The 22,982-nt window shown below is 69.9% G+C and carries 14 protein-coding genes; 7 read left to right on the forward strand and 7 right to left on the reverse strand.

The genetic code is table 11. From position 1 onward, the window contains the following. Positions 1-9: 9 nt before the first annotated feature. On the forward strand, positions 10-1,188 hold the full coding sequence (gene moeZ, locus OOK40_RS28165) for an adenylyltransferase/sulfurtransferase MoeZ (RefSeq protein ID WP_266487175.1): 1,179 nt from the start codon (positions 10-12) through the stop codon (positions 1,186-1,188). Between the two features lie 313 nt (positions 1,189-1,501). On the opposite strand, the gene OOK40_RS28170 is transcribed toward moeZ, so the two are convergent. From OOK40_RS28170 to OOK40_RS28195, 6 genes are all read right to left on the reverse strand, one after another. Next, positions 1,502-2,047, reverse strand: coding sequence for a hypothetical protein (locus OOK40_RS28170; RefSeq protein WP_266487176.1), 546 nt, complete (start codon positions 2,045-2,047; stop codon positions 1,502-1,504). A gap of 122 nt (positions 2,048-2,169) precedes the next feature. Continuing rightward, positions 2,170-2,934, reverse strand: coding sequence for a Crp/Fnr family transcriptional regulator (locus tag OOK40_RS28175; protein ID WP_266487177.1), 765 nt, complete (start codon positions 2,932-2,934; stop codon positions 2,170-2,172). Between the two features lie 1,409 nt (positions 2,935-4,343). Continuing rightward, a complete protein-coding gene (locus OOK40_RS28180) occupies positions 4,344-5,099 on the reverse strand; it encodes a transposase (RefSeq protein WP_266487178.1) in 756 nt (251 codons plus the stop codon). Positions 5,100-5,183: 84 nt separating this feature from the next. Then, entirely contained in the window at positions 5,184-6,770 is a 1,587-nt protein-coding gene (locus tag OOK40_RS28185) for an alpha/beta hydrolase (protein WP_266487179.1), read from the reverse strand. 45 nt (positions 6,771-6,815) lie between these two features. Beyond that, positions 6,816-8,384: an alpha/beta hydrolase gene (locus OOK40_RS28190; RefSeq protein ID WP_266487180.1), complete on the reverse strand. Its 1,569-nt coding sequence runs from the start codon at positions 8,382-8,384 to the stop codon at positions 6,816-6,818. Between the two features lie 204 nt (positions 8,385-8,588). Beyond that, positions 8,589-11,387: a lysylphosphatidylglycerol synthase domain-containing protein gene (locus tag OOK40_RS28195; RefSeq protein WP_266487181.1), complete on the reverse strand. Its 2,799-nt coding sequence runs from the start codon at positions 11,385-11,387 to the stop codon at positions 8,589-8,591. 215 nt (positions 11,388-11,602) lie between these two features. Here OOK40_RS28195 and OOK40_RS28200 point away from each other — a divergent pair, with 215 nt between their 5' ends. The 6 genes from OOK40_RS28200 to nudC all read left to right on the forward strand — a co-directional run bounded on the left by OOK40_RS28200 (position 11,603) and on the right by nudC (position 22,526). Continuing rightward, entirely contained in the window at positions 11,603-11,953 is a 351-nt protein-coding gene (locus OOK40_RS28200; RefSeq protein ID WP_323136126.1) for an MGMT family protein, read from the forward strand. A 176-nt stretch (positions 11,954-12,129) separates the two neighbouring features. Beyond that, positions 12,130-15,732: an ATP-dependent DNA helicase gene (locus OOK40_RS28205; protein ID WP_266487182.1), complete on the forward strand. Its 3,603-nt coding sequence runs from the start codon at positions 12,130-12,132 to the stop codon at positions 15,730-15,732. Positions 15,733-15,740: 8 nt separating this feature from the next. Next, complete coding sequence (locus OOK40_RS28210; protein ID WP_266487184.1) at positions 15,741-16,652, forward strand: hypothetical protein; 912 nt, start codon at positions 15,741-15,743, stop codon at positions 16,650-16,652. 57 nt (positions 16,653-16,709) lie between these two features. Beyond that, on the forward strand, positions 16,710-20,123 hold the full coding sequence (locus tag OOK40_RS28215; RefSeq protein WP_266487186.1) for an ATP-dependent DNA helicase: 3,414 nt from the start codon (positions 16,710-16,712) through the stop codon (positions 20,121-20,123). Between the two features lie 10 nt (positions 20,124-20,133). Further along, a complete protein-coding gene (locus tag OOK40_RS28220; RefSeq protein ID WP_266487187.1) occupies positions 20,134-21,531 on the forward strand; it encodes a dipeptidase in 1,398 nt (465 codons plus the stop codon). 47 nt (positions 21,532-21,578) lie between these two features. Then, positions 21,579-22,526 (forward strand): NAD(+) diphosphatase, encoded by a 948-nt coding sequence (gene nudC, locus OOK40_RS28225; protein ID WP_266487188.1) that lies wholly within the window; start codon positions 21,579-21,581, stop codon positions 22,524-22,526. A gap of 13 nt (positions 22,527-22,539) precedes the next feature. Here nudC and OOK40_RS28230 read toward each other — a convergent pair whose 3' ends face one another. After that, positions 22,540-22,782 (reverse strand): mycoredoxin, encoded by a 243-nt coding sequence (locus OOK40_RS28230; RefSeq protein WP_142213806.1) that lies wholly within the window; start codon positions 22,780-22,782, stop codon positions 22,540-22,542. Between the last annotated feature and the right edge of the window lie 200 nt (positions 22,783-22,982).

The raw sequence follows: 22,982 nt of genomic DNA on the forward strand, positions 1-22,982 counted from the left end.
GGAGTCCCCGTGTCGCTGCCACCCCTGGTCGAGCCAGCTGCTGAGCTCACCGTCGACGAGGTCCGCAGGTACTCCCGCCACCTGATCATCCCCGATGTCGGGATGGACGGGCAGAAGCGGCTGAAGAACGCCAAGGTGCTGTGTGTGGGCGCAGGCGGCCTGGGTTCGCCGGCCCTGATGTACCTCGCCGCGGCCGGTGTCGGCACGCTCGGCATCGTGGAGTTCGACGAGGTCGACGAGTCGAACCTGCAGCGCCAGATCATCCACAGCCAGGCCGACATCGGCCGCTCCAAGGCCCAGTCCGCCAAGGACTCGGTGCTCGGCATCAACCCGTACGTGAACGTGGTCCTGCACGAAGAGCGGCTCGAGGCCGAGAACGTGATGGACATCTTCAGCCAGTACGACCTGATCGTCGACGGCACGGACAATTTCGCGACGCGCTACCTGGTCAACGACGCGTGCGTGCTCCTGAACAAGCCGTACGTCTGGGGCTCGATCTACCGCTTCGACGGACAGGCCTCCGTCTTCTGGTCCGAGCACGGTCCCTGCTACCGCTGCCTCTACCCCGAGCCCCCGCCGCCGGGCATGGTCCCCAGCTGCGCCGAGGGCGGCGTGCTGGGCGTGCTCTGCGCGTCCATCGGCTCCATCCAGGTCAACGAGGCCATCAAGCTGCTCGCGGGCATCGGTGAGCCGCTGGTCGGCCGACTGATGATCTACGACGCCCTGGAGATGCAGTACCGCCAGGTCAAGGTCCGCAAGGACCCGGACTGCGCGGTCTGCGGCGAGAACCCCACCGTCACCGAGCTCATCGACTACGAGGCCTTCTGCGGCGTCGTGTCCGAAGAGGCCCAGGAGGCGGCGGCCGGTTCGACGATCACTCCCAAGCAGCTCAAGGAGTGGATCGACGAAGGCGAGAGCATCGACATCATCGATGTCCGTGAGATCAACGAGTACGAGATCGTCTCGATCCCCGGCGCCAGGCTGATCCCGAAGAACGAGTTCCTGATGGGCACCGCTCTGCAGGATCTGCCTCAGGACAGGCGCATCGTCCTGCACTGCAAGACGGGTGTCCGCAGTGCGGAAGTCCTCGCCGTGCTCAAGTCCGCGGGCTTCGCGGACGCGGTGCACGTCGGCGGCGGCGTGATCGGCTGGGTCAACCAGATCGAGCCGGACAAGCCGATCTACTGACCAGCCCTCCCGTTGACTCGCGGGACAGAAGAAGCCCACGGCTCTGACCAGTTCAGATGCTGTGGGCTTCTGTCGTTGTTGGTCGACCGGCACCTTCGCACGGCCCAGAGACGGCCCGGACTTCGCGCAGGGCTGGCGTCGGTTTCCCCAGTGCCTGGGCAGCCCTACAGGTCAGCTCCGCCGCTGCTCGCTGCGATGGTCAGCAGACGTGCGCGGTTGTCCGCCCCTGTTCGTCGGCGTTGTCACTCAGCTAGACACTCATGCCGGGGCGCCCGGGGGGCTGCACAGAGCCCCCTACAGCCCCTCACTGTGGCTAGCCTTTGCGGCGGGCCCGGATTGTCTGTTGCGCTGTGGCGATTGCTGTCTTGAGGTCAACGCGAGCCGACTCTTGCTCCATCGCCCGCTTGAGCAGCGTGCCGATGTCGTATTCGGCCGGAATTGATGCTCTCTTGGTGCTGCGGAGGTACTTGTCGGCGACGGCAGCTGCCTCTGGGATTGCCTTGCCGAGGTAGACGTCGATGCGGCGGACGACTTCTGCGAGTTGAGAGCGGATCACGTCCCACTGGCTGGCAGATTCGTCGATCAGATGGCGCCTTTTTCGCAAGTAGGAGACATCTTCGGAGCTGCACGGCTGCTGTGCGTTCTCGCACAGCTTCTCCAGCATCTCCTTCAGGTAGATCTCGGTGGCGTCCAGGTCTTCGCTGGCCTTGTCGATGCTTCGCTCCTTTTGGTGCCGACGGTAGGTGAGTATGGCCATCGTGACGATGGCAGCGCCGACGAGTGCGGGGATGAGGACGGGAAGGACGCTGGGTCCGTCCGCGAGGGTGGTCAGAGCAGTCGTCGTCGGGTTGAGGGACATGGTGGTTGTTCCATCCAGGGGGAACGTGCACTGCTGCGGGCCGTGCCGTGCTGTGCAAAGGGGCAGGGAAGTCTTCGGGTGCGCAGGCGCGAGGGACACGTGATGGCGCCCCGGAGCATGAGTCACGGCTGTGCCGTCGGCCGGCTGGCTGGAGGCATTCTGACGAGGTGTTCGAGGCGATCCATGTCGATCACCACGAGGGTCCGGTACCTGCTGTCGATGACGCCGCGCCGGCGTAGCTTGGCGACGGCGTTCTCGACAGTGGACTGACCGAGCACCAGAGCCTCGGCAAGATCCTTCTGTCGTGGCCCGGTGATGATGGTGTGGCCGTCTCCGTCGGTAGTGCCGGTGACGCGAGCCAGGTGGAGCAAGAGTGCACTCACGCGTTCCAGAGGTGTACGGCTGACGGTGCTGTAAATCTCTTCGTCGCTGCGGTTGCGTGCTTCGAGGCTGCACAGCAGGGCATGGCGCGCCTCGGGGTACTGGCCGAAGAGGGCGTTCATTCGCCGGGCGGCGCAGGGCAGGACCCATGTGTCGCTCAGGCACCTTGTGGTGACGGAAGATCGAGGGTCGAGGAGCTTGCCTTCCCCTACGAATTGTCCGGCTCCGCGAAAGCGAGCGATCTTCGCCGTGAACGGAAACCGTTCCTGGACGACGCACCCGCCGAGGATGATGAAGACCGTCGTGTCATTGGGCCCTAATGGCAGGAGGGCCTGCTTGGGGAAGAGACGCGTCGGGGTGATGCGGGCCTCGGGACCGCGGCCGACGACGTAGAGGGTGGACAACAGCGCGGGTGGGAGGAGCTCGAGGAAACTTTCCCGGGGCATCTGCTGTTCGCCATTGAGGACTTGCGCCGGGCTGGGCGCGTCGATCTTGGGGGGCGCCATCAGTCTTGCCTCCGAATACTGGCGTGACTCCTCATGCCGCAGCAGCCAGGGGCGACTTGTGGGGCATCGGGCGCGATGTCTGAAGGTACGAAGACCGCAGGGGCGGCAGGTATGGGGAAAGCTCGTGGTTCGCTGATGCCGACAGATGGGAGCAGCGGCTTGGGGCTCCTGGTGACGGCCGACAGCAGCGGCACAGGTGCGACTGCGACTCCAGTGCACTTGATATGACGGTGCATCAGCCCCGGTTGGGCATAGTCAGCCTGCACCGCCGTGTGGCGGGCCGGCTCGACAACGCCGTTAGAGACGGCGGTTGCCATTCGGTCCGAACCTCCTATTGGTATAGACAACAATGAGTGGCGGGTCCAGCGCCCTCCCGATCCACACTCCAGGCGTTGAGGCCGTGAGGCTGATGGGACGGCTCGATGCGCAGCACGGTACCCCGTTGGTGGCGTTAATCCCAGTCATCATTGACCGAGCATCGGAATTCCCTTCCGTGAGGGAAAAATCCTTCCAGGAAGCAGGGAGTGACGTGGATCACACGCCGCAGTGATCGGGATTTCGACAGCTGAAGGTAAGTGCGTTCAATTGCATAAGGAAATGTTCATGTATCGAGGTTTGTGGCGACTGGAAATCGCCCGCATGAACGGCCGGTAACTCGTACTTGCCAGTATCTAAATAAATGGCCAGGGACCCAGAGGCGGAGCCTCTGGGTCCCTGGTGAATGGGCCTGGACCCGCCAAGGTTCAGACCGAGGACCAGTTAACACCATGCTGGCGGGAAAGAGTCGAGTGGCACTGTTCGGATGGCATCAAATCGCCACCAGTAGGGGAAGTTGGGGTCCAATCTGCAGCGCACCCGAGCTGGAGAGTGACGATCCCGGTCGCGCGTTCGGCCTCGAACTCCATCACCGGCACCGATGTCTCGCGAGGAGCTCCCCTTGCGGGCCAAGGCGTGACCGACGGCCGGAGCTGTCCTGCCGACCTCTCCAGTCAAGGGCGGGCATGCTAGCAGAGGCCTTCAATCTGCATGAGCAAAATACGAGAAACATCGACGGGCGAAGTTTTGTGTGCGCCCCCTTCTGCGCCCCCTCTCACGCCCCGAGCTCCACAGCGCAAGAACTCGCACGTTGAGAAGTGGGGGCCGGGGCAGGGAATGCGGAGAGTGTTGCTCTCGCTATGGGGATTTCACCTGAGAATGTGCGCGCCTGATCAGGCGTATTCAATTCCTGTCCATTCGCCTGGGGGAAACCGGCATTCCGGTGGTCACCCTGCAAGGGCTGCCGGGAGCAAGTGCGCGAACAACTTCGCTGTACAGGGCACCAGTTGGCCGCCCAGCCGCAAACCGGAGGAGCCCATTTCTCGTCATGACGCGTGTCTCCCCCTCACTTACGAGCTGAGTGGCCGGTCCGTTCACTCCTCTGCAACGTCCAGCGCAACCCTGCTCGGCACCCTCGTCGCTCGCAGCGCCGCCCGGGTCCTCGCTGAGCAGATGCTCCATGCGGTGCCCGCGGTCGCAGGAGGGCCAGTCCGTACACGCTGGACGCATCCGCACACTTTCGCCAGCCGGTCAGCGGAGCGGCGGTCGGTGATCCAGGTGAGGTGGGTGCCGTCGGGCAGCGGGTGGATCACCGGCAGCAGGCGTCCGGCCGGCACCCGCCACAACAGGTCGGCTCCGGTGGCGGCGGCCTCCCTCAGCGCTTCGAAGCCGTCATAGCCGCGGTCGGCCAGCAGCAGCATCCCGGGCCGCAAGGACGCCAGCAGACACCAGGCCTGCGGCAGCTCGGTGTACTGCTGCGCCCCGAAGACCGCGTCGATCAGCGCGCGGGTGCCGCACTCGACCAACGCGGTCAACCGCACCTGCGGAAAGCCCGCCGGACGCGTGGTGCGGGCCGCATGCCGACGGAACCACGCCACGTTCTGCGGGCTGTCGGCAACCTCCATGCAGGTGCCGTCCCAGGCCACCAGCCGCAGCCCCCGCCAGAACACCCCCGGCGTTGCGACGGTGCCGACCGGCCCGCGCAACCGGTCGAACAGCAAAACCAGCGGCTTCACCCCCAACCGCTGCCGTGCCTGCCGCAGGGCAGCAGCCGACGGATCGGCCACCATTCCAGCCGGCCATCGGGCCGTCATCGCCGCCCACACCCGGCGATACCCGTCGGGCTGCAAGTGGCCTGACTCGCCGATCTACTGACGCGGATGTGTGCAGGGCCCCGGACCGCAGCGCTGGTCCGGGGCCTTTTCGCTGCGCCACTACGAGCAGGTCTTGCCGTTCGCCGGGACCTTGCCGTCCAGCAGATACGCGTCCACCGTCTCCGTCACGCAGGCCCCGTTTCCGTAGGCGCCATGGCCCTCGCCCTTATTGGTGAGCAGCACTCCGACGCCCGTACCGAGCTCGTCCGCCATCTTCTTCGCGCCCTCGTACGGAGTCGCCGGATCGCCGGTGGTGCCGACGACCAGGATCGGCGCCGCGCCGAGGGCGGCCACGTCGGGCGTGTCGGACTCCCCGGGGACCGGCCAGTTGGCGCACCAGCCCGCAAGGTCCCAGGCCAGATAGGGGCCGAAGACCGGCGACACCTTCGTGAACTCGGCGAGATGACGGGACCTGACTTCGGCGGCCGTTACCCGGCCCTTGGTGTCCGCGCACGATATGGCGCGCTGGGAGTGGTCCTGGGTGCTGTAGTGGCCCGTCCGGTCACGGCTGTAGTACGCCTCCGCCATGATCAGCAGACGCGTGCCGTCGCCGTTCTCGGCCTCGTCCAGCGCCTGGGTGAGGTAGGGCCAGCTGTCCTTCGAGTACAGCGGAAGGACGATCCCCGTGAGCGCCAGGCTCTGGGTGAGCGTGCGCCCCTCGTCGGTGGGCAGTGGCTTGCGGTCCAGCCTGTCGAGGAGCTTCACGACCCGCTCGGTGCCGTCCTTTGCGCTGATGTCCCGGCTCTTGAAGTAGTTCTCCAGGGCGCGTTGGAAGCCCAGCGCCTGGCCGCGCGAGTGCCCGGCGTAGCCGGCGGTGGGATCGACCACGGCGTCCAGCACGAGGCGTCCGACGTTCCTGGGGAACAAGTGGGCGTAGACGCCGCCCAGTTCGGTGCCGTAGGAGAAGCCGAGGTAGTGCAGCTTGGCGTCGCCGAGGACCTGGCGTATCAGATCCATGTCGCGGGCGGCGTTGGTGGTGCCGACATGCGGCAGCACCCGGCCGGACTTCTTGGCGCAGCCGGCGCCGAAGGCCACGGAGTCGTCGATGTACGCCTTCTCCTCCGCGGGGGTGTCGGGGGTGAAGTCCAGCCGGTGCGCGGCCTCGATCTCCCTGTCACCCCGGCAGGTCACCTCGGCGCTCTCGGCGACACCGCGCGGATCGAAGCTGACCAGGTCGTAGCGGCTGTGCAGCTTCTTGAACTGACCGGCCGCGCCGGGCAGCGCGCCGACACCCGAGCCGCCGGGACCGCCGAAGTTGAACAGGAGTGAACCGATCCGCTTGGACCCGTCCTCGGCCTTCGAGCGGATCAGGGCGATCCCTATCGTCTCGCCCGTGGGCTTGCTGTAGTCGAGGGGGGCTTTGAGCCGGGCACACTGCCACTGTCCGCCCGGTCTCTTCGCATTGCTGCCCGAGGCCTTCACTGGTGCCTCGCAGCGCTTCCAGTCGAGCTTCTGACCGGTGAGCGCGGCGGGCAGAACCGGCTCGCTCGGAGCCGCCTTGCCAGGGGAGTTCTGCGAGGCGGAGGGCGCGGCCGTGTTCTTGCCGTCGTCACCCGCCTTGTCCTGACCGCTGTCACAGCCGACGGCCAGACCGGCCACCAGCAGCGCGCTCACGGCCAGGGCCCCCGCCCGTACCCGAATCGTCATACGTGCCCCCGCGCTTCGAAGATTATTTCGACATCCTAGGTCGGGCTACTGACACACCGTGCCCGCGGCAGGCACCTTGCCCTCCAGGAGGTACGAGTTCACCGCCCGCTGCACGCACGCACTGCCGCCGTTGTACGCGCCGTGTCCCTGACCCCGGTAGGTGAGCTCGATGCCGACCCCCTTGCCGAGGGCGTCGGCCATCGCCTTCGCCCCCTCGTAAGGGGTCGCCGGATCCCCGGTGTTGCCGATGACGAGGATGGGCGGTGCGCCGGGGGCCGACACATCGGGTGTGTCCCAGGTGCCCGGCAGCGGCCACGCGGTGCAGCCCATCAGACCCCAGCCGAGGTAGTCGCCGAAGACGGGGGACGCCTGGCGGAACTCGGGGAGCTTCGCCTTCGTCTGCTCCAGGGTCCAGCGGTCCTTGAAGTCGACGCAGTTGATGGCCGCGTTCGCCGCCTGGATATTGCTGTAGTGGCCGTTCTCGCCACGCCCGTTCAGCGAGTCGGCGAGTGCGAGCAGCAGCCCGCCGTTGCCGCCGTCGGCCTCGTCGAGACCCTGCTCCAGGTACTGCCAGTACTCCTTGGAGTACAGGGCCTGCGCGATGCCGCTGGTGGCCTGGCTCTGGGTCAGCATCCGGTCGCCGCTGGCGGGGATCGGCTTCTTCTCGAGCTCGTCGAGGAGGGCGATGATCCAGGCCTCGACCTCCTTCGCGGTGGAGCCGGGCAGCAGGCACTTGTCGCCGCGGTTCACGCAGTCCTGGGCGAAGTTGTCGAGGGCCAGCTGGAAGCCCTTCGCCTGGCCCAGGGAGCCCTCTTCGGAGTTCTTGGTGGGGTCCACGACGGCGTCGAAGACCGCCCGGCCGACCTTGGTGGGATACAAGTGGGCGTAGACGCCGCCCAGTTCGGTGCCGTACGAAATGCCGAAGTAGTAGAGCTTGTCGTCGCCGAGGACTTGGCGCATCAGGTCCAGGTCGCGGGCGGCGTTGACGGTTCCGACGTAGGGCAGTTGGTCCCCGGAGTTCTTCTCGCAGGCCGCTGCGAAGGACTTCAGACCCTCGGTGAAGGTCTTCTCCTCGGCGCTGTCGTCGGGCGTCGAATCCTGCTGGTAGTACGCGTCGAGCTGCTTGTCGTCCTTGCACTCCACCGCGGCGCTGCGGCCGACCCCGCGTGGGTCGAAGCTCACCAGGTCGTAACGGGTGTGCAGGGCTGCGTAGTCCGCCGCGGCGGGCGGCAGACCGGCGACCCCGGAGCCTCCGGGTCCGCCGAAGTTGAATATCAGGGAGCCGATGCGCTTGGACTGGTCGCGGGCCCTGGCGCGTATGAGAGCGAGCTCGACGGTGTCGCCGCCCGGCTTGGCGTAGTCGAGCGGGGCGTCCATGAAGGCGCACTCCCAGACCGTGCCGCCGGGCAGCGGCGACGGCGCGGTGCCGCCGCCCTCCGCGTCCGAGGGGGCCGGGCACGCCTGCCAGTCCAGCTCCTGGGAGGCGAGCTCCTTCGCCCGGTCCTGGTCCGTCTCCTTGCCCTTGCCGCCGTCGTCGGAACACCCGGCGGAGGCCAGCAGCACGGCGGCACAGGCGCTGGTGGCGGCGGCGCGGACGACGGAGGAACGGGGCATGCTCCCATCGTGCTCCGCGGGTGCGGGCTGCGCCCGCGACGACGGTCCATGCGGGTGGTTGGCGTTTTGTCCTCAATCGCCGGACAGGCTCCATGGGAGCCTGTCCGGCGATTGAGGACATGCGGCCGAAGGCCGTACGGGGGCTTGCGGGCGGAGCCCCCAGTTCGGGATGGGCGGCGCGGGGAACAATCCCCCCGGCACCGCCTACAGCGCGCCCTTGCGCGTCAGGTGGTTGAACGCGAACCACCCCGGCAGCACCGGCAGCCACAGCGTCATCATCCGGTACAGCAGCACCGCCGGCGCTGCCACCTCCTTCGGCACCCCCGCCACGATCAGACCGAAGGTCAGCGCACCCTCCACCGCACCCACACCGCCCGGCGTCGGCGCCGCCGACCCCAGCGCGTTGCCCGCGAGGAACACCACGGCGATGCTGGCGTAGCTCAGCGGCTGGTTGCCGTTGTCGAAGGCACGGATCGACGCGTCCAGACACATCACGAAAAGACCGGTCAGCAGCAGCATCCCGCCGATGCCGGTGATCAGCTTCATGGGCCGCTGCAGTACGTCGAGCATGCGCGGCACGACCCCGGCGAACAGCGAACGCAGCCGCGTCGAGACGAACTTCCGCAGGAACGGGATCGCGGTCACCACCAGCACCAGCACCGCGACCGTCAGCAGCCCCGCGATCACGGTCCTGGACGGGGTGAACGATGCGGTCCGCTCCGTACCGGTCAGATAGCCGAAAGCGAGCAGCAGCATGACGTGCGCGCCGAGCCCGAAGAGCTGGGAGGCGCCGACACTGGCCACAGCGAGCCCGGGGCGTACTCCAGAGCGCTGCAGGAAGCGGGTGTTCAGCGCGACACCGCCGACCGCCGCCGGGGCGACGATCTTGACGAAGGACCCGGCGACCTGGGCGACGACGGTCCGCAGGAATCCCACCCGCTCGGGAACGAAGCCCAGCAGGCTCATCGCCGCGGCGAAGTAGCTGAGCGCGGAGAACGCGACAGCGGCCGCCACCCAGCCCCAGTGGGCCTGGCCGAAGACCGTGCCGAAGTCGATGCCCGCGAGCTGCGAGAGCAGGAAGTACGCGGCGACTGCGCCCGCGATGAAGCTGACGAGCGTGCGCGGCCTGATCCGTTCCAGACGGACCGGTTCGACCGGCGCCTGCGGCCTGATCAGCAGCATCTGGGCGCGGATCTGGGAGAGCAGATCCTCCTCGCGCGCCTCGTCCATGGCCACGTCCATGGCCCTCTTGTCGGCCTGCTTCTCGGCGCGTTCCGTCTTGCGTACGACCTTGGGGTCGGCGTGCGCCTCTTCCGTACGGGCCCGCTTGGCGGCGGCCGACGCATCGAGGACGGCCTCCCGCTCCCGCTGGGACCGCTCACGCGCGAGCCTGCGCAGCGTCGCCCGGGTCGAGCGGCTGAGCGCGATGGGCTGGAGCAGCGGCAGGCAGTCGGCGACCTGGTCCGGGCCGAGCACTTCGACCGCGGTGGCCACCGCACGCTCGGCACCGACGCGCAGGCCGATGGTGGTGAGCAGCTGCGCGATGTCCATGCGCAGCACCACGTCGCTCGCCGCGATCTCGCCGCCGCGCAGATCCGTGAGAATCACCTTGCCGGAACGATCCACCAGAATCGCGTCGCCGGTCAGCCGCCGGTGCGCGATACGCCTCGACTGGAGCGCCTTCACCTGTCGCCAGGCCCCGCGCACCACGTCGTCGGTGACCTCGTCGTCGTCCATGGAGTCGAGGGAACGGCCGCCCAGGTGCTCGTAGACCAGCATCACGGCGTCCGGGCCGAGCTCGGAGGTGGCGATCAGCTTCGGGGCGTTGGCTCCGGCCGCGATCGCCGCGTACGCGAGCAGTGCCTCCTGCTCCAGCGCCTGGCGCAGCGACTGGATGGAGCGGCGGGTGGTGATGGAGCGCAGCGTGAGGCGCCGCCACACGCGGTAGAAGAAGCCCTGGGCCTGCTGCTCGCGGTCGACGACGGTGACATCGAGCGGCGAGCCCTCCTCCAGCGTGACCAGGTAGCGGCGGCCGCGGTCGCCCTGGTCGGCGCTGTCCGGGATGTCCTCGGCCCGCATGGCGGTGACCGGGCGGAAACCGACATGGCGCAGACCGGCCAGCAGGGTCTGGCCGGTGGGGCGTACGTTCGGCGAGCCGACGGCGTAGAGCGTTCCGTACGCCACGGTCCAGCCGAGCAGGATTGTGAGGATGATCGAGAACGGTGTGGTGTACCCGGCGACCAGCATCGCGAAGGCGTCGAGCAGCAGCACCACCCACAGGACCACCCGCCATCGCGGTCTTCGGGACATTCCGACGGCCGTCATGTAGGCGATGACCGGCGCGAGATATCCGTGAACGGGATCGGTCAGCCCGCCGCCGGTCTGTGCCTGTGTGAGGGCTTCCTGGAGGGTGCCGGGCGCGGCCCTGGCGACCCAGAGATCGGTGGCGAGAGTGGCTCCGTGCGCGAGCACGGCGGCCAGTACGCCGTCGGCGATCCGCAGACCGTCGCGTTTGATCAGCCGTTCGATGGCGAAGGCGACCGGGACGAGCAGTACGGCGATGCTGGACACCAGACCGGCGATCTTGACGAACAGGTCGGGGGCCTGGTCGGTGCCTTTGTCGATGTCCTGTGCGAGGCCTGTCGTGGTGCCCTGGGCGAAGGCGGCCACGGCGAGGACGATCGCGATGGCGAGGATGCCGATGAGCAGGCGCATCAGATCGGAGGGCCGGTGGACGCGGGCGGCCAGCAGCGGCTCGTCCCCGGAGACGCGGTCGACGCCGGCGACGTCGGTCACCTCGGCCGCGTCCGGCGACTGCTCGGCCCTCCCGTCGGCTTCCGCCTCTGCGGCTGCCTTCTCTGTGGCTGTCTGGTCCGCGGCGGCGTCGGACGCTTTCCCGGCACTGGCACCAGCCGCCGCCTCGTCGCTCGTATCCGGCTGCGGAACGGGCGCGTCCGGGTACGACTCGGCCTCAGGGGTGCTTGCCACCTTCGGAGGCTGCACGCCCTGCTCCCTCGCCGTCTCGGTCTCTTCTTGATCTCGTATCACCAGTCACCGCCCGCATGATGGTGGCACGACCGGACGACAGAGGGGGGCATCAGGGTGCATCGCGGGGACGGGAGGTGCGCGAGATACGCCCCTTTGCCTCCCGGAGCCGACCGCCCGCGCGGTGCCCGCGGCGCGGGGCGTTGTCGGTGGCGTGCGGCAGGATGGGCCGGATGGAAGAGCTGCCGGAGTACGCGGAGCGGGTGATCGAGGTCGCCGAGCTCATCCCGCCCGGCCGCGTGATGACCTACGGCGACATCGCCGAATGGCTCGAAGAGGGCGGCCCGAGGCAGGTCGGCCGGGTCATGGCGCTGTACGGGGGCGGGGCGCCCTGGTGGCGCGTCGTGCGCTCGGACGGCACGCTGCTGCCCGGCCATGAGCTCAGCGCCCTGGCGCACTACCGCAGCGAGGGGACGCCCCTGCGCGAGGCCGCACGAAGCGCCGACAGCCATGTGCCGCGCCTCGACATGAAGCGCGCGCGATGGGACGGCGACGAGGGTGCCGGCGACAGCGCTCACATATGACAGCTTCCGCCAATCGGGGGCGGCACGGGGAATCGGAGGACCGTACGGAGTACCGGGACTACAGGCGGTACGCGACGGACTCACTGCGTTCCCGCCAAGCGCTGGCGTAGCGTCGTCAGCGCGCGGCGCGAACCGCTCCATCACCACCAGCACACCCACCAGGACCGGCGATCCACGTGAGCTCCTCCTCCACCACCGGGCGTACGCCGTACCAGCACCAGGTACGGCGTGGGACCCCCGGCGCGTACCGACTGGTGCGTACCCCGCCGGGCCCGGTGGATCCCCCTCTCCTGGACGCAACGCAACGCGCTGTGGTTGACCACGATCACGGTCCGTTGCTGGTTCTGGCAGGTCCCGGTACCGGCAAGACCACGACGCTGGTCGAGGCGGTCGCCGCGCGCGTGGCCAAGGGCGCGGATCCGGAACGGATCCTGGTGCTCACCTTCAGCCGCAAGGCGGCAGTGGAACTGCGCGACCGGATGGCGCTGCGACTCGGCGGCACGAAGGGGCCGCAGGCGACGACCTTCCACTCTTTCTGTTACGCACTGGTCCGCGCGCACCAGGACGCCGATCTTTTCTCCGAACCGCTGCGGCTGCTGTCCGGTCCCGAGCAGGACGTCGCCGTACGCGAACTCCTGGCGGGCCAGATCGACCTGGAGGCGGACGGGCTGGCGCGCAACGAGTGGCCCGACGAGCTGCGCGCATGTCTGACCACGCGCGGCTTCGCCGACGAGGTACGCGCGGTGCTCGCCCGGAGCCGTGAACTGGGCCTCGGACCCGATTCCCTGGCCCGCTTCGCGGCCCGCACCGGCCGCCCCGACTGGGGGGCGGCCGCGTCGTTCCTCGCCGAGTATCTGGACGTTCTGGACATGCAGGGGGTCCTCGACTACGCGGAACTGGTGCACCGGGCGGTCCTGCTGGCGGAGCGCCTGCCGTACGGGTTCCCCTACGACGCGGTGTTCGTGGACGAGTACCAGGACACCGACCCGGCCCAGGTCCGGCTGCTCCAGGCGCTGGCCGGCAGGGGCCGCACGCTGGTCGCCTTCGGCGACCCGGACCAGTCGATCTACGCCTTCCGCGGCGCGGACGTGAACGGCATCCTCGACTTCCCGGACGCTTTCCCGCACGCGGACGGCAGCCCGGCGGGCGCGGCGGTGCTGACGACGTCCCGCCGCAGCGGATCGAAACTGCTGGACGCGACCCGCCTGCTGACGCGCAGGATGCCGCTGCCCCGCCTCCCGTCGGAGAAGGTCCGGGCGCACCGGGAACTGGGCGCCGTCCGCGAGGGCGGCCGCATCGAGACGTACACCTACCCGACAGCCTCCACGGAACTCGACAACATCGCGGACATCCTGCGCCGGGCCCACCTGGAGGAGGGCGTCCCATGGGGTGACATGGCGGTCCTGGTCCGCGCGGGCGGCCGCACGATCCCCTCGGTCCGACGCGCCCTGACGTCGGCGGGCGTCCCCCTGGACATAGACGGCGACGACGTCCCTCTCCGCCACGAACCGGCGGTCGCGCCACTGCTGACGGCGTTGCGCGCGGTGGCGGAGGCGGCGATGGGACGGGGCGGCGCGGACGGCGCGCCGACTGCGCCGACTGCGGGTTCGCCGATCGAGGCGGTCGCGGCGGCGGGCCCTTCGGCCGAGACGGACCCGGGCCGGGGTGCGTCGGCCGCTGCGGACGGGCCGACTGCGGCCCGGCAGGCGCACGGCGTTGCGGACGCAGAGGGGCTCGCAGTGGCGGGCACGGGCGCGGCGGCGGTGGCGGTGGACGGGCCGAATGCGACCCGCACGGACGCGGAAGGCGCCGAGCAGCGCGAGACCGAACCCGAGGCGCCCCGCGAAGCCGGCGCGGAGCCGGGCGACCCCGGTGGCCCCGCCCAGGGGACCGCCCCCGCCACCTCCTGGCTCCGTACCGAGACCGCCCTCGACCTCCTCGCCTCGCCCCTCGGCGGCATGGACACCGCCGACCTCCGCCGCCTCGGCCGCGCGCTGCGTGACGAAGAGCGCGCCGGCGGCAACAAAATCCCCCCGCCCTCCGACGAACTCCTCGCCCGCGCCCTTGCCGAGCCCGAGCGTCTCGTCGCCCACGACCCCGCGTACGCCCGCGGCGCCCAGCGGCTCGGCGCGCTCCTGCGCAAGGCGCGCGAGCTCCTCGAAGGTGGCGGCACCGCCGAGGAGGCGCTGTGGGAGCTGTGGGCCGGCACCCCCTGGCCGCAGCGTCTGGAACGCGCGGCCCTCCGCGGCGGCGCGGTCGGCCGCAATGCCGACCGCGACCTGGACGCCGTCTGCGCGCTCTTCGACACTGCCGCCCGCGCCGAAGAGCGCACCGGCGGCCGCGGCGCCCTGAACTTCCTCGAGGAGATCGACGCCCAGGACATCGCCGCCGACACCCTCTCCAAGAGAGAGGTGCGTTCCGACGCCGTACGCCTGATGACCGCCCACCGTTCCAAGGGCCTCGAATGGAGCCTTGTCGTCGTGGCGGGCGTACAGGAGGGCCTGTGGCCCGACCTCCGCCGCCGCGGCTCGCTCCTGGAGGCCGACCGCATCGGCCGCGACGGGCTCGCCGAGCCGCTCACCCCCGGCGCCCTGCTCGCCGAGGAGAGAAGGCTCTTCTACGTAGCGGCCACCCGCGCCCGCGAACGCCTCGTCGTCACCGCCGTCAAGGCACCGGCCGACGACGGCGATCAGCCCTCCCGTTTCCTCACCGAACTCGGTGTCGAGCCGAAGGACATCACCGGCCGCCCCCGCCGCCCCCTTGCCGTCGCCGCGCTCGTCGCCGAACTGCGCGCCACCACTGTGGACCCGCAGGCGAGTCCTGCGCTGCGCGACGCCGCCGCCCGCCGCCTCGCCCGCCTCGCCGCGCTCACCGACGACGAGGGTCAGCCGCTCGTGCCCGCAGCCCACCCCTTCCGCTGGTGGGGCCTGTACGAGCCGACCCACAGCCGGCTGCCCCTGCGCGACCGGAACGAGCCCCTCACCCTCTCCGGCAGCGCACTGGACCAGCTCGCCAACACCTGTGCCCTGCAATGGTTCCTGGGCCGCGAGGTGAAGGCGGACACCCCGGCCACAGCGGCCCAGGGCTTCGGCAATGTCGTGCACGTACTGGCCGACGAGGTCGCCTCCGGACAGACCCCCGCCGACCTCGCCGTCCTCATGGAACGCCTCGACTCGGTCTGGAACGCGCTCGTTTTCGACGCCCCATGGAAGTCGCAGCAGGAGAAGGAGCACGCGCGCGTGGCGCTCGAACGCTTCCTGCGGTGGCACGTCATGGACCGTGGTGGCCGCACTCCCGCCGCCACCGAGCACGGCTTCGACGTCACCCTGGAGGCCGGAGCGTACGAGGTACGCATCCGGGGCTCCATGGACCGCGTCGAGCAGGATGCCGAAGGACGCGCGTACGTCGTCGACTTCAAGACCGGCAAGCAGACCCCCACCCGCGACGAGGTCGCCCGCCACCCCCAACTCGCCGTCTACCAGCTCGCCGTGCGTGAGGGCGCGCTCGACGAAGCCTTCGGCGGCCGCCGCCCCGAGCCGGGCGGCGCCGAGCTCGTACAGCTGCGACAGGCCGCCGCGAAGAAGGAGGGCGGTGAGGACCTGCCCAAGATCCAGGCGCAGGAGCCGCTGGCGGGGGAGTGGGTCGGTGAGCTGCTCGCCACCGCCGCGGGCCGCGTCCTCGACGAGCGCTTCACGCCGACCGCCGGGCAGCACTGCACCCACTGCGCCTTCCGCGCGTCATGCAGCGCACAGCCGGAGGGTCGCCAGATAGTGGAGTGAGCGGCGCTGTGACGCGGGTCACGAAGGCCGCTGCGGCGGACCACGTGAACTGCGAGGAGAAGTACATGGCGGCCAAGCGGAAGTTCCTGGTCATCGCGGTGGTCTGGGCGGCCGCGGCCGCCGGATTGGCGGGCTGCTCCACCGGCGACGAGCTCAAGGCTCAAAGCGGCACCGAGAAGATCGAGGCCGCGGACGCCGCGGCCACGAAGGCTTCGGACAACCCGTTCGGCGGCCTCAGCGCCGACCAGATCGCCGCCAAGACGGTCGCGGCCACCAAGTCCGCGCGGTCCATGCGGATCGCGGGCAAGGTCACGGGCGACGGCGAGCTGCTGACCGTCGACTTCGCGGTGGACAGCAAGGGTTCCTGCACCGGCAAGATCGGGATGAAGGGCGGCAACGCCGAGCTTCGCCAGGTCGGCAAGGTCATGTACATCAAGGGCGACGAGAAGTTCTGGACGGCTTCGGTCGGTGCGCAGGCCGACGGCATCACCGACCTGCTGAAGGGCCGCTGGATGAAGGTGCCGCAGGGCGCCTCCACCAGCGTGGCAGGCGTCTGCGACCTCAAGGCGATGATCGCCGACTTGGGCAAGGACACATCGGAGCTCCGAGGCATGACCAAAGGGCCCGACGCGGTGGTCGGCGGCAAGCCGGTGGCGACCCTGGTGAAGAAGAAGCCGGGCGGCGAAACGCTCACCATGTACGTCGCCAAGGAGGGCGCTCCGTATCTGCTCAAGGTCGTCAGGACGGGCGGCGCCGAGCCCGGGGCGCTGACGTTTTCGGACTACAACAAGCCGGTCAAGGCGGTGGCCCCGCCACCGGACCAGGTGGTGGACGTGGACAACCTGGGCTCGGCCGCCGCCGGCGCGCTCTCCGCCTCAACCGCGGCAGGCTTCCGCTCCGGTACCGCCGCGGGAGTCTGACGCGGTCGAGGCCGATGGGGGCCGTCGCTGTCAGTGGTCCCCATTAGCCTCACTGAGGTGACCGCACGCATCAACGACCCCGAGCAGCTCAAGGAGCTCCTTGGCATCCCCTTCACCCCGGAGCAGACGGCCTGCATCACCGCGCCGCCTGCCCCGCAGGTCATCGTGGCCGGAGCCGGGTCGGGGAAGACGACGGTCATGGCCGCGCGGGTGGTGTGGCTCGTGGGGACCGGCCAGGTCGCCCCGGAGCAGGTGCTCGGTCTCACCTTCACCAACAAGGCGGCGGGCGAACTCGCCGAGCGTGTCCGCACCGCGCTCGTACGAGCCGGAGTGACGGACCCCGACGTCATCGACCCGGACAACCCGCCGGGCGAGCCGCGCATCTCCACGTACCACGCTTTCGCCGGGCAGCTCCTGACCGACCACGGGCTGCGGATAGGTCTGGAGCCGAGTGCCCGGCTGCTCGCCGACGCGACCCGCTATCAGCTCGCCGCGCGCGTGCTGCGCGAAGCGCCCGGGCCCTACCCCTCGCTGACCAAGTCCTTTCCGTCCCTGGTCAGCGACCTGCTGGCGCTCGACGGGGAGCTGGCGGAGCATCTAGTACGCCCCGGGATGCTCGCCGCGTACGACGTGGAACTGCTGCGCACCCTTCAGAGCGCCCGGCTCAGCAACGCCGAACTGCGCAAGGTCCCGGAGGCCGCGGCGGCCCGCCGTGAGCTGCTCGATCTGACCGTCCGTTACCGCGAGGCCAAACGCGCCCGCGACCTCCTCGACTTCGGCGACCAGATCGCGCTCTCCGCCGAGCTCGCGCTGACCAGGCCCGAGGTCGGGACGATCCTGCGGGACGAGTTCCGGGTCGTTCTGCTCGACGAGTATCAGGACACTTCGGTGGCTCAACGGCTGCTGCTGTCCGGCCTGTTCGGCCAGGGCACCGGTCATGCCGTGACCGCGGTCGGCGATCCCTGCCAGGCCATCTACGGCTGGCGCGGAGCCTCCGTGGCCAACCTCGACGACTTCCCCGCGCACTTCGCTCACGCCGACGGCAGCCCGGCCACGCGGTTCTCGCTCAGCGAGAACCGCCGCAGCGGTGGCCGGCTGCTGCACCTCGCCAACGGCCTGGCGGAGCCCCTGCGCGCCATGCACGCGGGCGTGGAGGCGCTGCGCCCCGCGCCCGGCGCCGAGCGCGACGGATCCGTACACATCGCCCTCCTCGACACCCACGCGCAGGAGATCGAATGGCTGGCCGACTCGATCGCCCACCTGGTGCGTACGGGCAAGGAGCCCGGCGAGATCGCGGTCCTGTGCCGAACGGCGGGTGACTTTCCGCAGATCCAGGGAGCGCTGGTCGCCAGGGACATCCCGGTGGAGGTCGTCGGCCTGTCCGGACTGCTGCACCTCCCCGAGGTCGCCGACCTGGTCGCGGTGTGCGAAGTCCTCCAGGACCCGGGGGCCAATGCCTCACTCGTACGACTGCTCACCGGTCCGCGCTGGCGGATCGGCCCGCGCGACCTGGCCCTCCTTGGCCGCCGGGCCCGGCTGCTCGTCCACCGCACCCGGGCCGACGGCACGGACCCGGACGAACGGCTGGCCGCGGCCGTCGAGGGCACGGATCCGGCCGAGGTCATCTCGCTCGCCGACGCGCTGGACACCTTCCTGGAGTCGGCCGGCGGGGCGGACGACGACCTTCCCTTCTCGGCTCAGGCCCGGGTCCGTTTCGCCCGCCTCGCCGCGGAACTGCGCGATCTGCGCCGCTCGCTGGCCGACCCACTGATGGACGTCCTGCACCGCGTCCTTGGCACCACCGGCCTGGAGGTCGAACTCTCGGCGTCCCCGCACGCCCTGGCCGCTCGCCGCCGCGAGACGCTCGCCAACTTCCTGGACACGGCCGCCGGTTTCGCGGCGCTGGACGGGGAGGCTTCGCTGCTGGCCTTCCTCGCTTTCCTGCGCACGGCCGCGCAGTACGAGAAGGGCCTCGACAACGCCCTGCCGGGCGGCGAGAACACCGTCAAGGTCCTGACGGCCCACAAGTCCAAGGGTCTGGAGTGGGACATCGTGGCGGTCCCCGGCCTGGTCGCCAAACACTTCCCGAACGACCAGGCGCGCGAGGCCTGGACCTCCCAGTCCAAGGTCCTGCCGCACGCACTGCGCGGCGACGCGGGCACGCTTCCCGACGTGCCGTCCTGGGACGCGAGGGGCCTCAAGGCATTCAAGGACGCCATGAAGGACCACCAGCACACGGAGGAACTACGCCTGGGCTACGTCACCTTCACGCGCCCCCGCTCCCTGCTCCTGGGCTCGGGCCACTGGTGGGGGCCGACCCAGAAACGCCGACGGGGCCCGTCGGCGTTCCTTCAGGCGCTGTACGACCACTGCGCGGCAGGCTTCGGCGAGATCGAGATCTGGGCGGACGAACCGGAACAGGGCGCGGAGAACCCGTCCCTGCGGGAGTCGGCGAACGACCATGCCTGGCCGCTTCCTCTGGACCCGACGTCGCTGTCCCGCCGCCGTGAGGCGGCGGACACGGTGCTGTCGCATCTGGACGCGCTGACGCTGCTCCCGGCCGAGCCACAGGAGCCGAAGCCACAGGAGCCGGAGCCCCGCGACGACGAGCCGCTGTGGGACGACGAACCGCCCTGGGACGAGGACGCCCCGGAGCCGGAGTGGGAACAGGCCGCCCCGTCGGCGGACCTGCCGCACCAGCGCAGCGAGCCGTCCTTGCGTCGCGAGACCGGCGTTCCCGGGGGTGTGGGGGCAACCCCCGAGGACATCCGCACCATCGCCTCCTGGGACCGCGACCTCACCGCCCTCACCGGGGAGCTCCGCCGCACCCGCGCCACCGTCCGCGACGTACCCCTGCCGCCCTCCCTGTCCGCCTCCCAGCTCATGCGCCTCGCCGCAGACCCCGACGGCTTCGCCCATGAGCTGGCCCGCCCCATGCCCCGCCCCCCGCAGCCTGCCGCCCGCCGGGGCACCCGGTTCCACGCCTGGGTGGAGTCCCGGTTCGAGGAGCTGCCGCTGCCGATGCTCGGCCCGGACGAGCTCCCCGGGGGCGAGGCCGACGACCCCGAGATCGTGGACGAGCGCGACCTGACCGCGCTGAAGGAGGCCTTCGAGCGCACCCCGTACGCCCGCCGCACCCCCTACCGCGTGGAGTCTCCGTTCCAGATCACGCTCGCGGGCCGCGTGATCCGGGGCCGTATCGACGCCGTCTACCGCGACGACGAGGACGGCACGTACGAGATCGTCGACTGGAAGACCAGCCGCACGCGCACCGCGGACCCGCTGCAGCTCGCCATCTACCGCCTCGCCTGGGCCGAGCAGCACGACCTCCCCCCGGAAGCCGTCAAAGCAGCCTTCGTCTACGTCCGCAGCGGCGACATCGCGCGCCCCACCGCCCTCCCCGGCCGGGCCGATCTTGAGCGCATCCTGCTGGGCGAGACGGCCGACGAGACAGCAGCGGAGGCCCGTTAGGCTCACCTGCATGAGCGACACCCCGGACAGTGCCGTCCGTACGTACATCGAGCAGCACCGCGCCGCCTTCCTCGACGATCTCGCCGACTGGCTGCGTATCCCGTCCGTGTCGGCCCAGCCCGATCACGCCGCGGACGTACGGCGCAGCGCCGACTGGCTCGCGGGCAAGCTCAAGGAGACCGGCTTCCCGGTCAGCGAGGTCTGGCCCACGCCCGGCGCACCCGCGGTCTTCGCCGAGTGGCCCTCCGGCGACGCGGACGCGCCGACCGTGCTCGTCTACGGCCACCACGACGTCCAGCCCGCCGCCCGCGAGGACGGCTGGCACACCGACCCGTTCGAGCCGCTGATCGCCGACGGCCGGATGTACGGGCGGGGCGCGGCCGACGACAAGGGCCAGGTGTTCTTCCACACCCTGGGTGTACGGGCCCATCTCGCCGCCACCGGCCGTACCGCCCCCGCGGTCAACCTCAAGCTGCTCATCGAGGGCGAGGAGGAGTCGGGTTCGCCCAACTTCCGCGCACTCGTCGAGGCCAACGCCGACCGCCTCGCCTCCGACGCCGTGATCGTCTCGGACACCGGTATGTGGTCCGAGACGACCCCCACCGTCTGCACCGGCATGCGCGGGCTCGTGGACTGCGAGATCGATTTGTACGGACCGGACCAGGACATCCACTCCGGCTCCTTCGGCGGCGCGGTCCCGAACCCGGCCACCGTCGCCGCCCGCCTCGTCGCGGCGCTGCACGACGCCGACGAGCAGGTGACGATCCCCGGCTTCTACGACGGCATCGCGCCGCTCACCGGCGCCGAGCGCGAACTGCTCGCCGAGCTGCCCTTCGACGAGGCGTCCTGGCTGAAAAGCGCCAAGTCGCACGGCACGCTGGGCGAGGCCGGATACACGACCCTGGAACGCGTCTGGGCCCGCCCGACCGCCGAGCTCAACGGCATCGGCGGCGGCTACCAGGGCCCCGGCGGCAAGACGATCATCCCGTCGTCGGCGCAACTGAAGCTCACGTTCCGGCTTGTCGCGGGACAGGATCCGGACATCATCGAGAAGACCGTCGACGCATGGGTCGCGGATCGCGTCCCGGCCGGGATCCGCCACGAGATCCGCTTCGGCGCCTCGACCCGCCCCTGTCTGACCCCGCTGGACCACCCCGCCCTGCAGTCGGTTGTACGGGCCATGAGCCGCGCCTTCGACGGGCAGAAGATCCGCTTCACGCGCGAGGGCGGCTCGGGACCCGCCGCGGACCTGCAGGACGTCCTCGCGGCCCCGGTGTTGTTCCTCGGCATCTCCGTACCGTCCGACGGCTGGCACGCCCCCAACGAGAAGGTCGAACTGGACCTGCTCGTCAAGGGCGTCGAGACGACCGCCCATCTGTGGGGCGACCTCGCCCAAGCCCTGCGCTGAACTCTGCTGACACGACACCCAATCCACCCGGGGGAGTTGGAAATACCGTGAGCACCAACAGCTACGCCACCGCGGACCGCCCGATCGTTCTCACCGCGCCGACCGGCATCGACCGCGAGGCGCACCACCGCCTCGACGAGGCATGGCTCGCGGCGGCCTGGAGCCACCCCACGACCCGGGTCTTCGTGGTCTGTGGCGGCCAGGCGCTGATCGACGACACCCCCGACGGCCGTACGGAATTGGTGATGACCCCGGCCTTCGAGGCCCCGGTCACCGAGACCCACCGCTACTTCCTGGGTACGGACGAGGAGGGCGTGCGCTACTTCGCGCTCCAGAAGGACGCCCTTCCCGGGCGTATGGACCAGTCGGCCCGTCCCGCGGGACTGCGCGAGGCCGGACTGCTGCTGTCTCCGCGCGACGCGGGGCTGCTGGTGCACGCCGTCGCGCTGGAGAACTGGCAGCGGCTGCACCGCTTCTGCTCACGCTGCGGCGAGCGCACGGTCATCGCGGCCGCGGGCCACATCCGCCGCTGCCAAGCCTGCGGCGCCGAGCACTACCCCCGTACCGACCCTGCCGTGATCATGCTCGTCACCGACGAGCAGGACCGCGCGCTGCTGGGCCGCCAGGTCCACTGGCCGGAGGGACGCTTCTCCACGCTCGCGGGCTTCGTCGAACCGGGCGAGTCGATCGAGCAGTCGGTGCGCCGGGAGGTCTTCGAGGAGGCAGGTGTCACGGTCGGCGACGTCGAGTACATCGCCAGCCAGCCCTGGCCCTTCCCCTCCAGCCTGATGCTCGGCTTCGTGGCGCGGGCCACGTCCGCGGAGATCAACGTGGACGGCGAGGAGATCCACGAGGCGCGCTGGTTCTCCCGGGACGACCTGCGGGCCGCCTTCGAGTCCGGGGAAGTGCTGCCTCCCTACGGGATCTCGATTGCGGCCCGCCTGATCGAGCTCTGGTACGGAAAGCCGTTGCCCAAGCCCGGTGATGTCGGCTGAGAGACCGTGCGGCTCAGACGCCGATCTTCTGCTTGACCTGCGCCAGCGAGGGGTTGGTCAGCGTCGAACCGTCCGAGAAGAGCACGGTCGGGACGGTCTGATTGCCCCCGTTGGCCTTCTCGACAAAGGCCGCGGACTGCGGGTCCTGCTCGATGTTGATCTCGGTGTACGCGATGCCCTCGCGGTCCATCTGGCTCTTCAGCCGACGGCAGTAGCCGCACCACGTGGTGCTGTACATCGTCACAGTGCCCTGCATCGTCTCTCGCGCTCCTCTGTCTCGCAGTCCGGTCCCTTTGGCTCGATGCGTCTTCGCACCGGGTACTTGAACGTACGCGATCTGTCCACCATTCCCGCATTAGTACGACTGCCCAGGGCCCCCTGTGGACAACGGCCACGGCAGCCTCGTACGACCTGGCAGCATGGCGGTGTGACAGCAGCAACGCACTCCTCCCTTTT

The organism is Streptomyces sp. NBC_01481, assembly GCF_026339995.1.
GTDB lineage: Bacteria > Actinomycetota > Actinomycetes > Streptomycetales > Streptomycetaceae > Streptomyces.

Excerpts from the sequence above, each read along its gene's own strand:
- OOK40_RS28170 (WP_266487176.1), bottom strand. The coding sequence starts at position 2,047 with ATGTCCCTCAACCCGACGACGACTGCTCTGACCACCCTCGCGGACGGA.
- OOK40_RS28175 (WP_266487177.1), bottom strand. The coding sequence starts at position 2,934 with ATGGCGCCCCCCAAGATCGACGCGCCCAGCCCGGCGCAAGTCCTCAAT.
- OOK40_RS28185 (WP_266487179.1), bottom strand. The coding sequence starts at position 6,770 with ATGACGATTCGGGTACGGGCGGGGGCCCTGGCCGTGAGCGCGCTGCTG.
- OOK40_RS28190 (WP_266487180.1), bottom strand. The coding sequence starts at position 8,384 with ATGCCCCGTTCCTCCGTCGTCCGCGCCGCCGCCACCAGCGCCTGTGCC.
- OOK40_RS28200 (WP_323136126.1), top strand. The coding sequence starts at position 11,603 with ATGGAAGAGCTGCCGGAGTACGCGGAGCGGGTGATCGAGGTCGCCGAG.
- OOK40_RS28220 (WP_266487187.1), top strand. The coding sequence starts at position 20,134 with ATGAGCGACACCCCGGACAGTGCCGTCCGTACGTACATCGAGCAGCAC.
- OOK40_RS28230 (WP_142213806.1), bottom strand. The coding sequence starts at position 22,782 with ATGCAGGGCACTGTGACGATGTACAGCACCACGTGGTGCGGCTACTGC.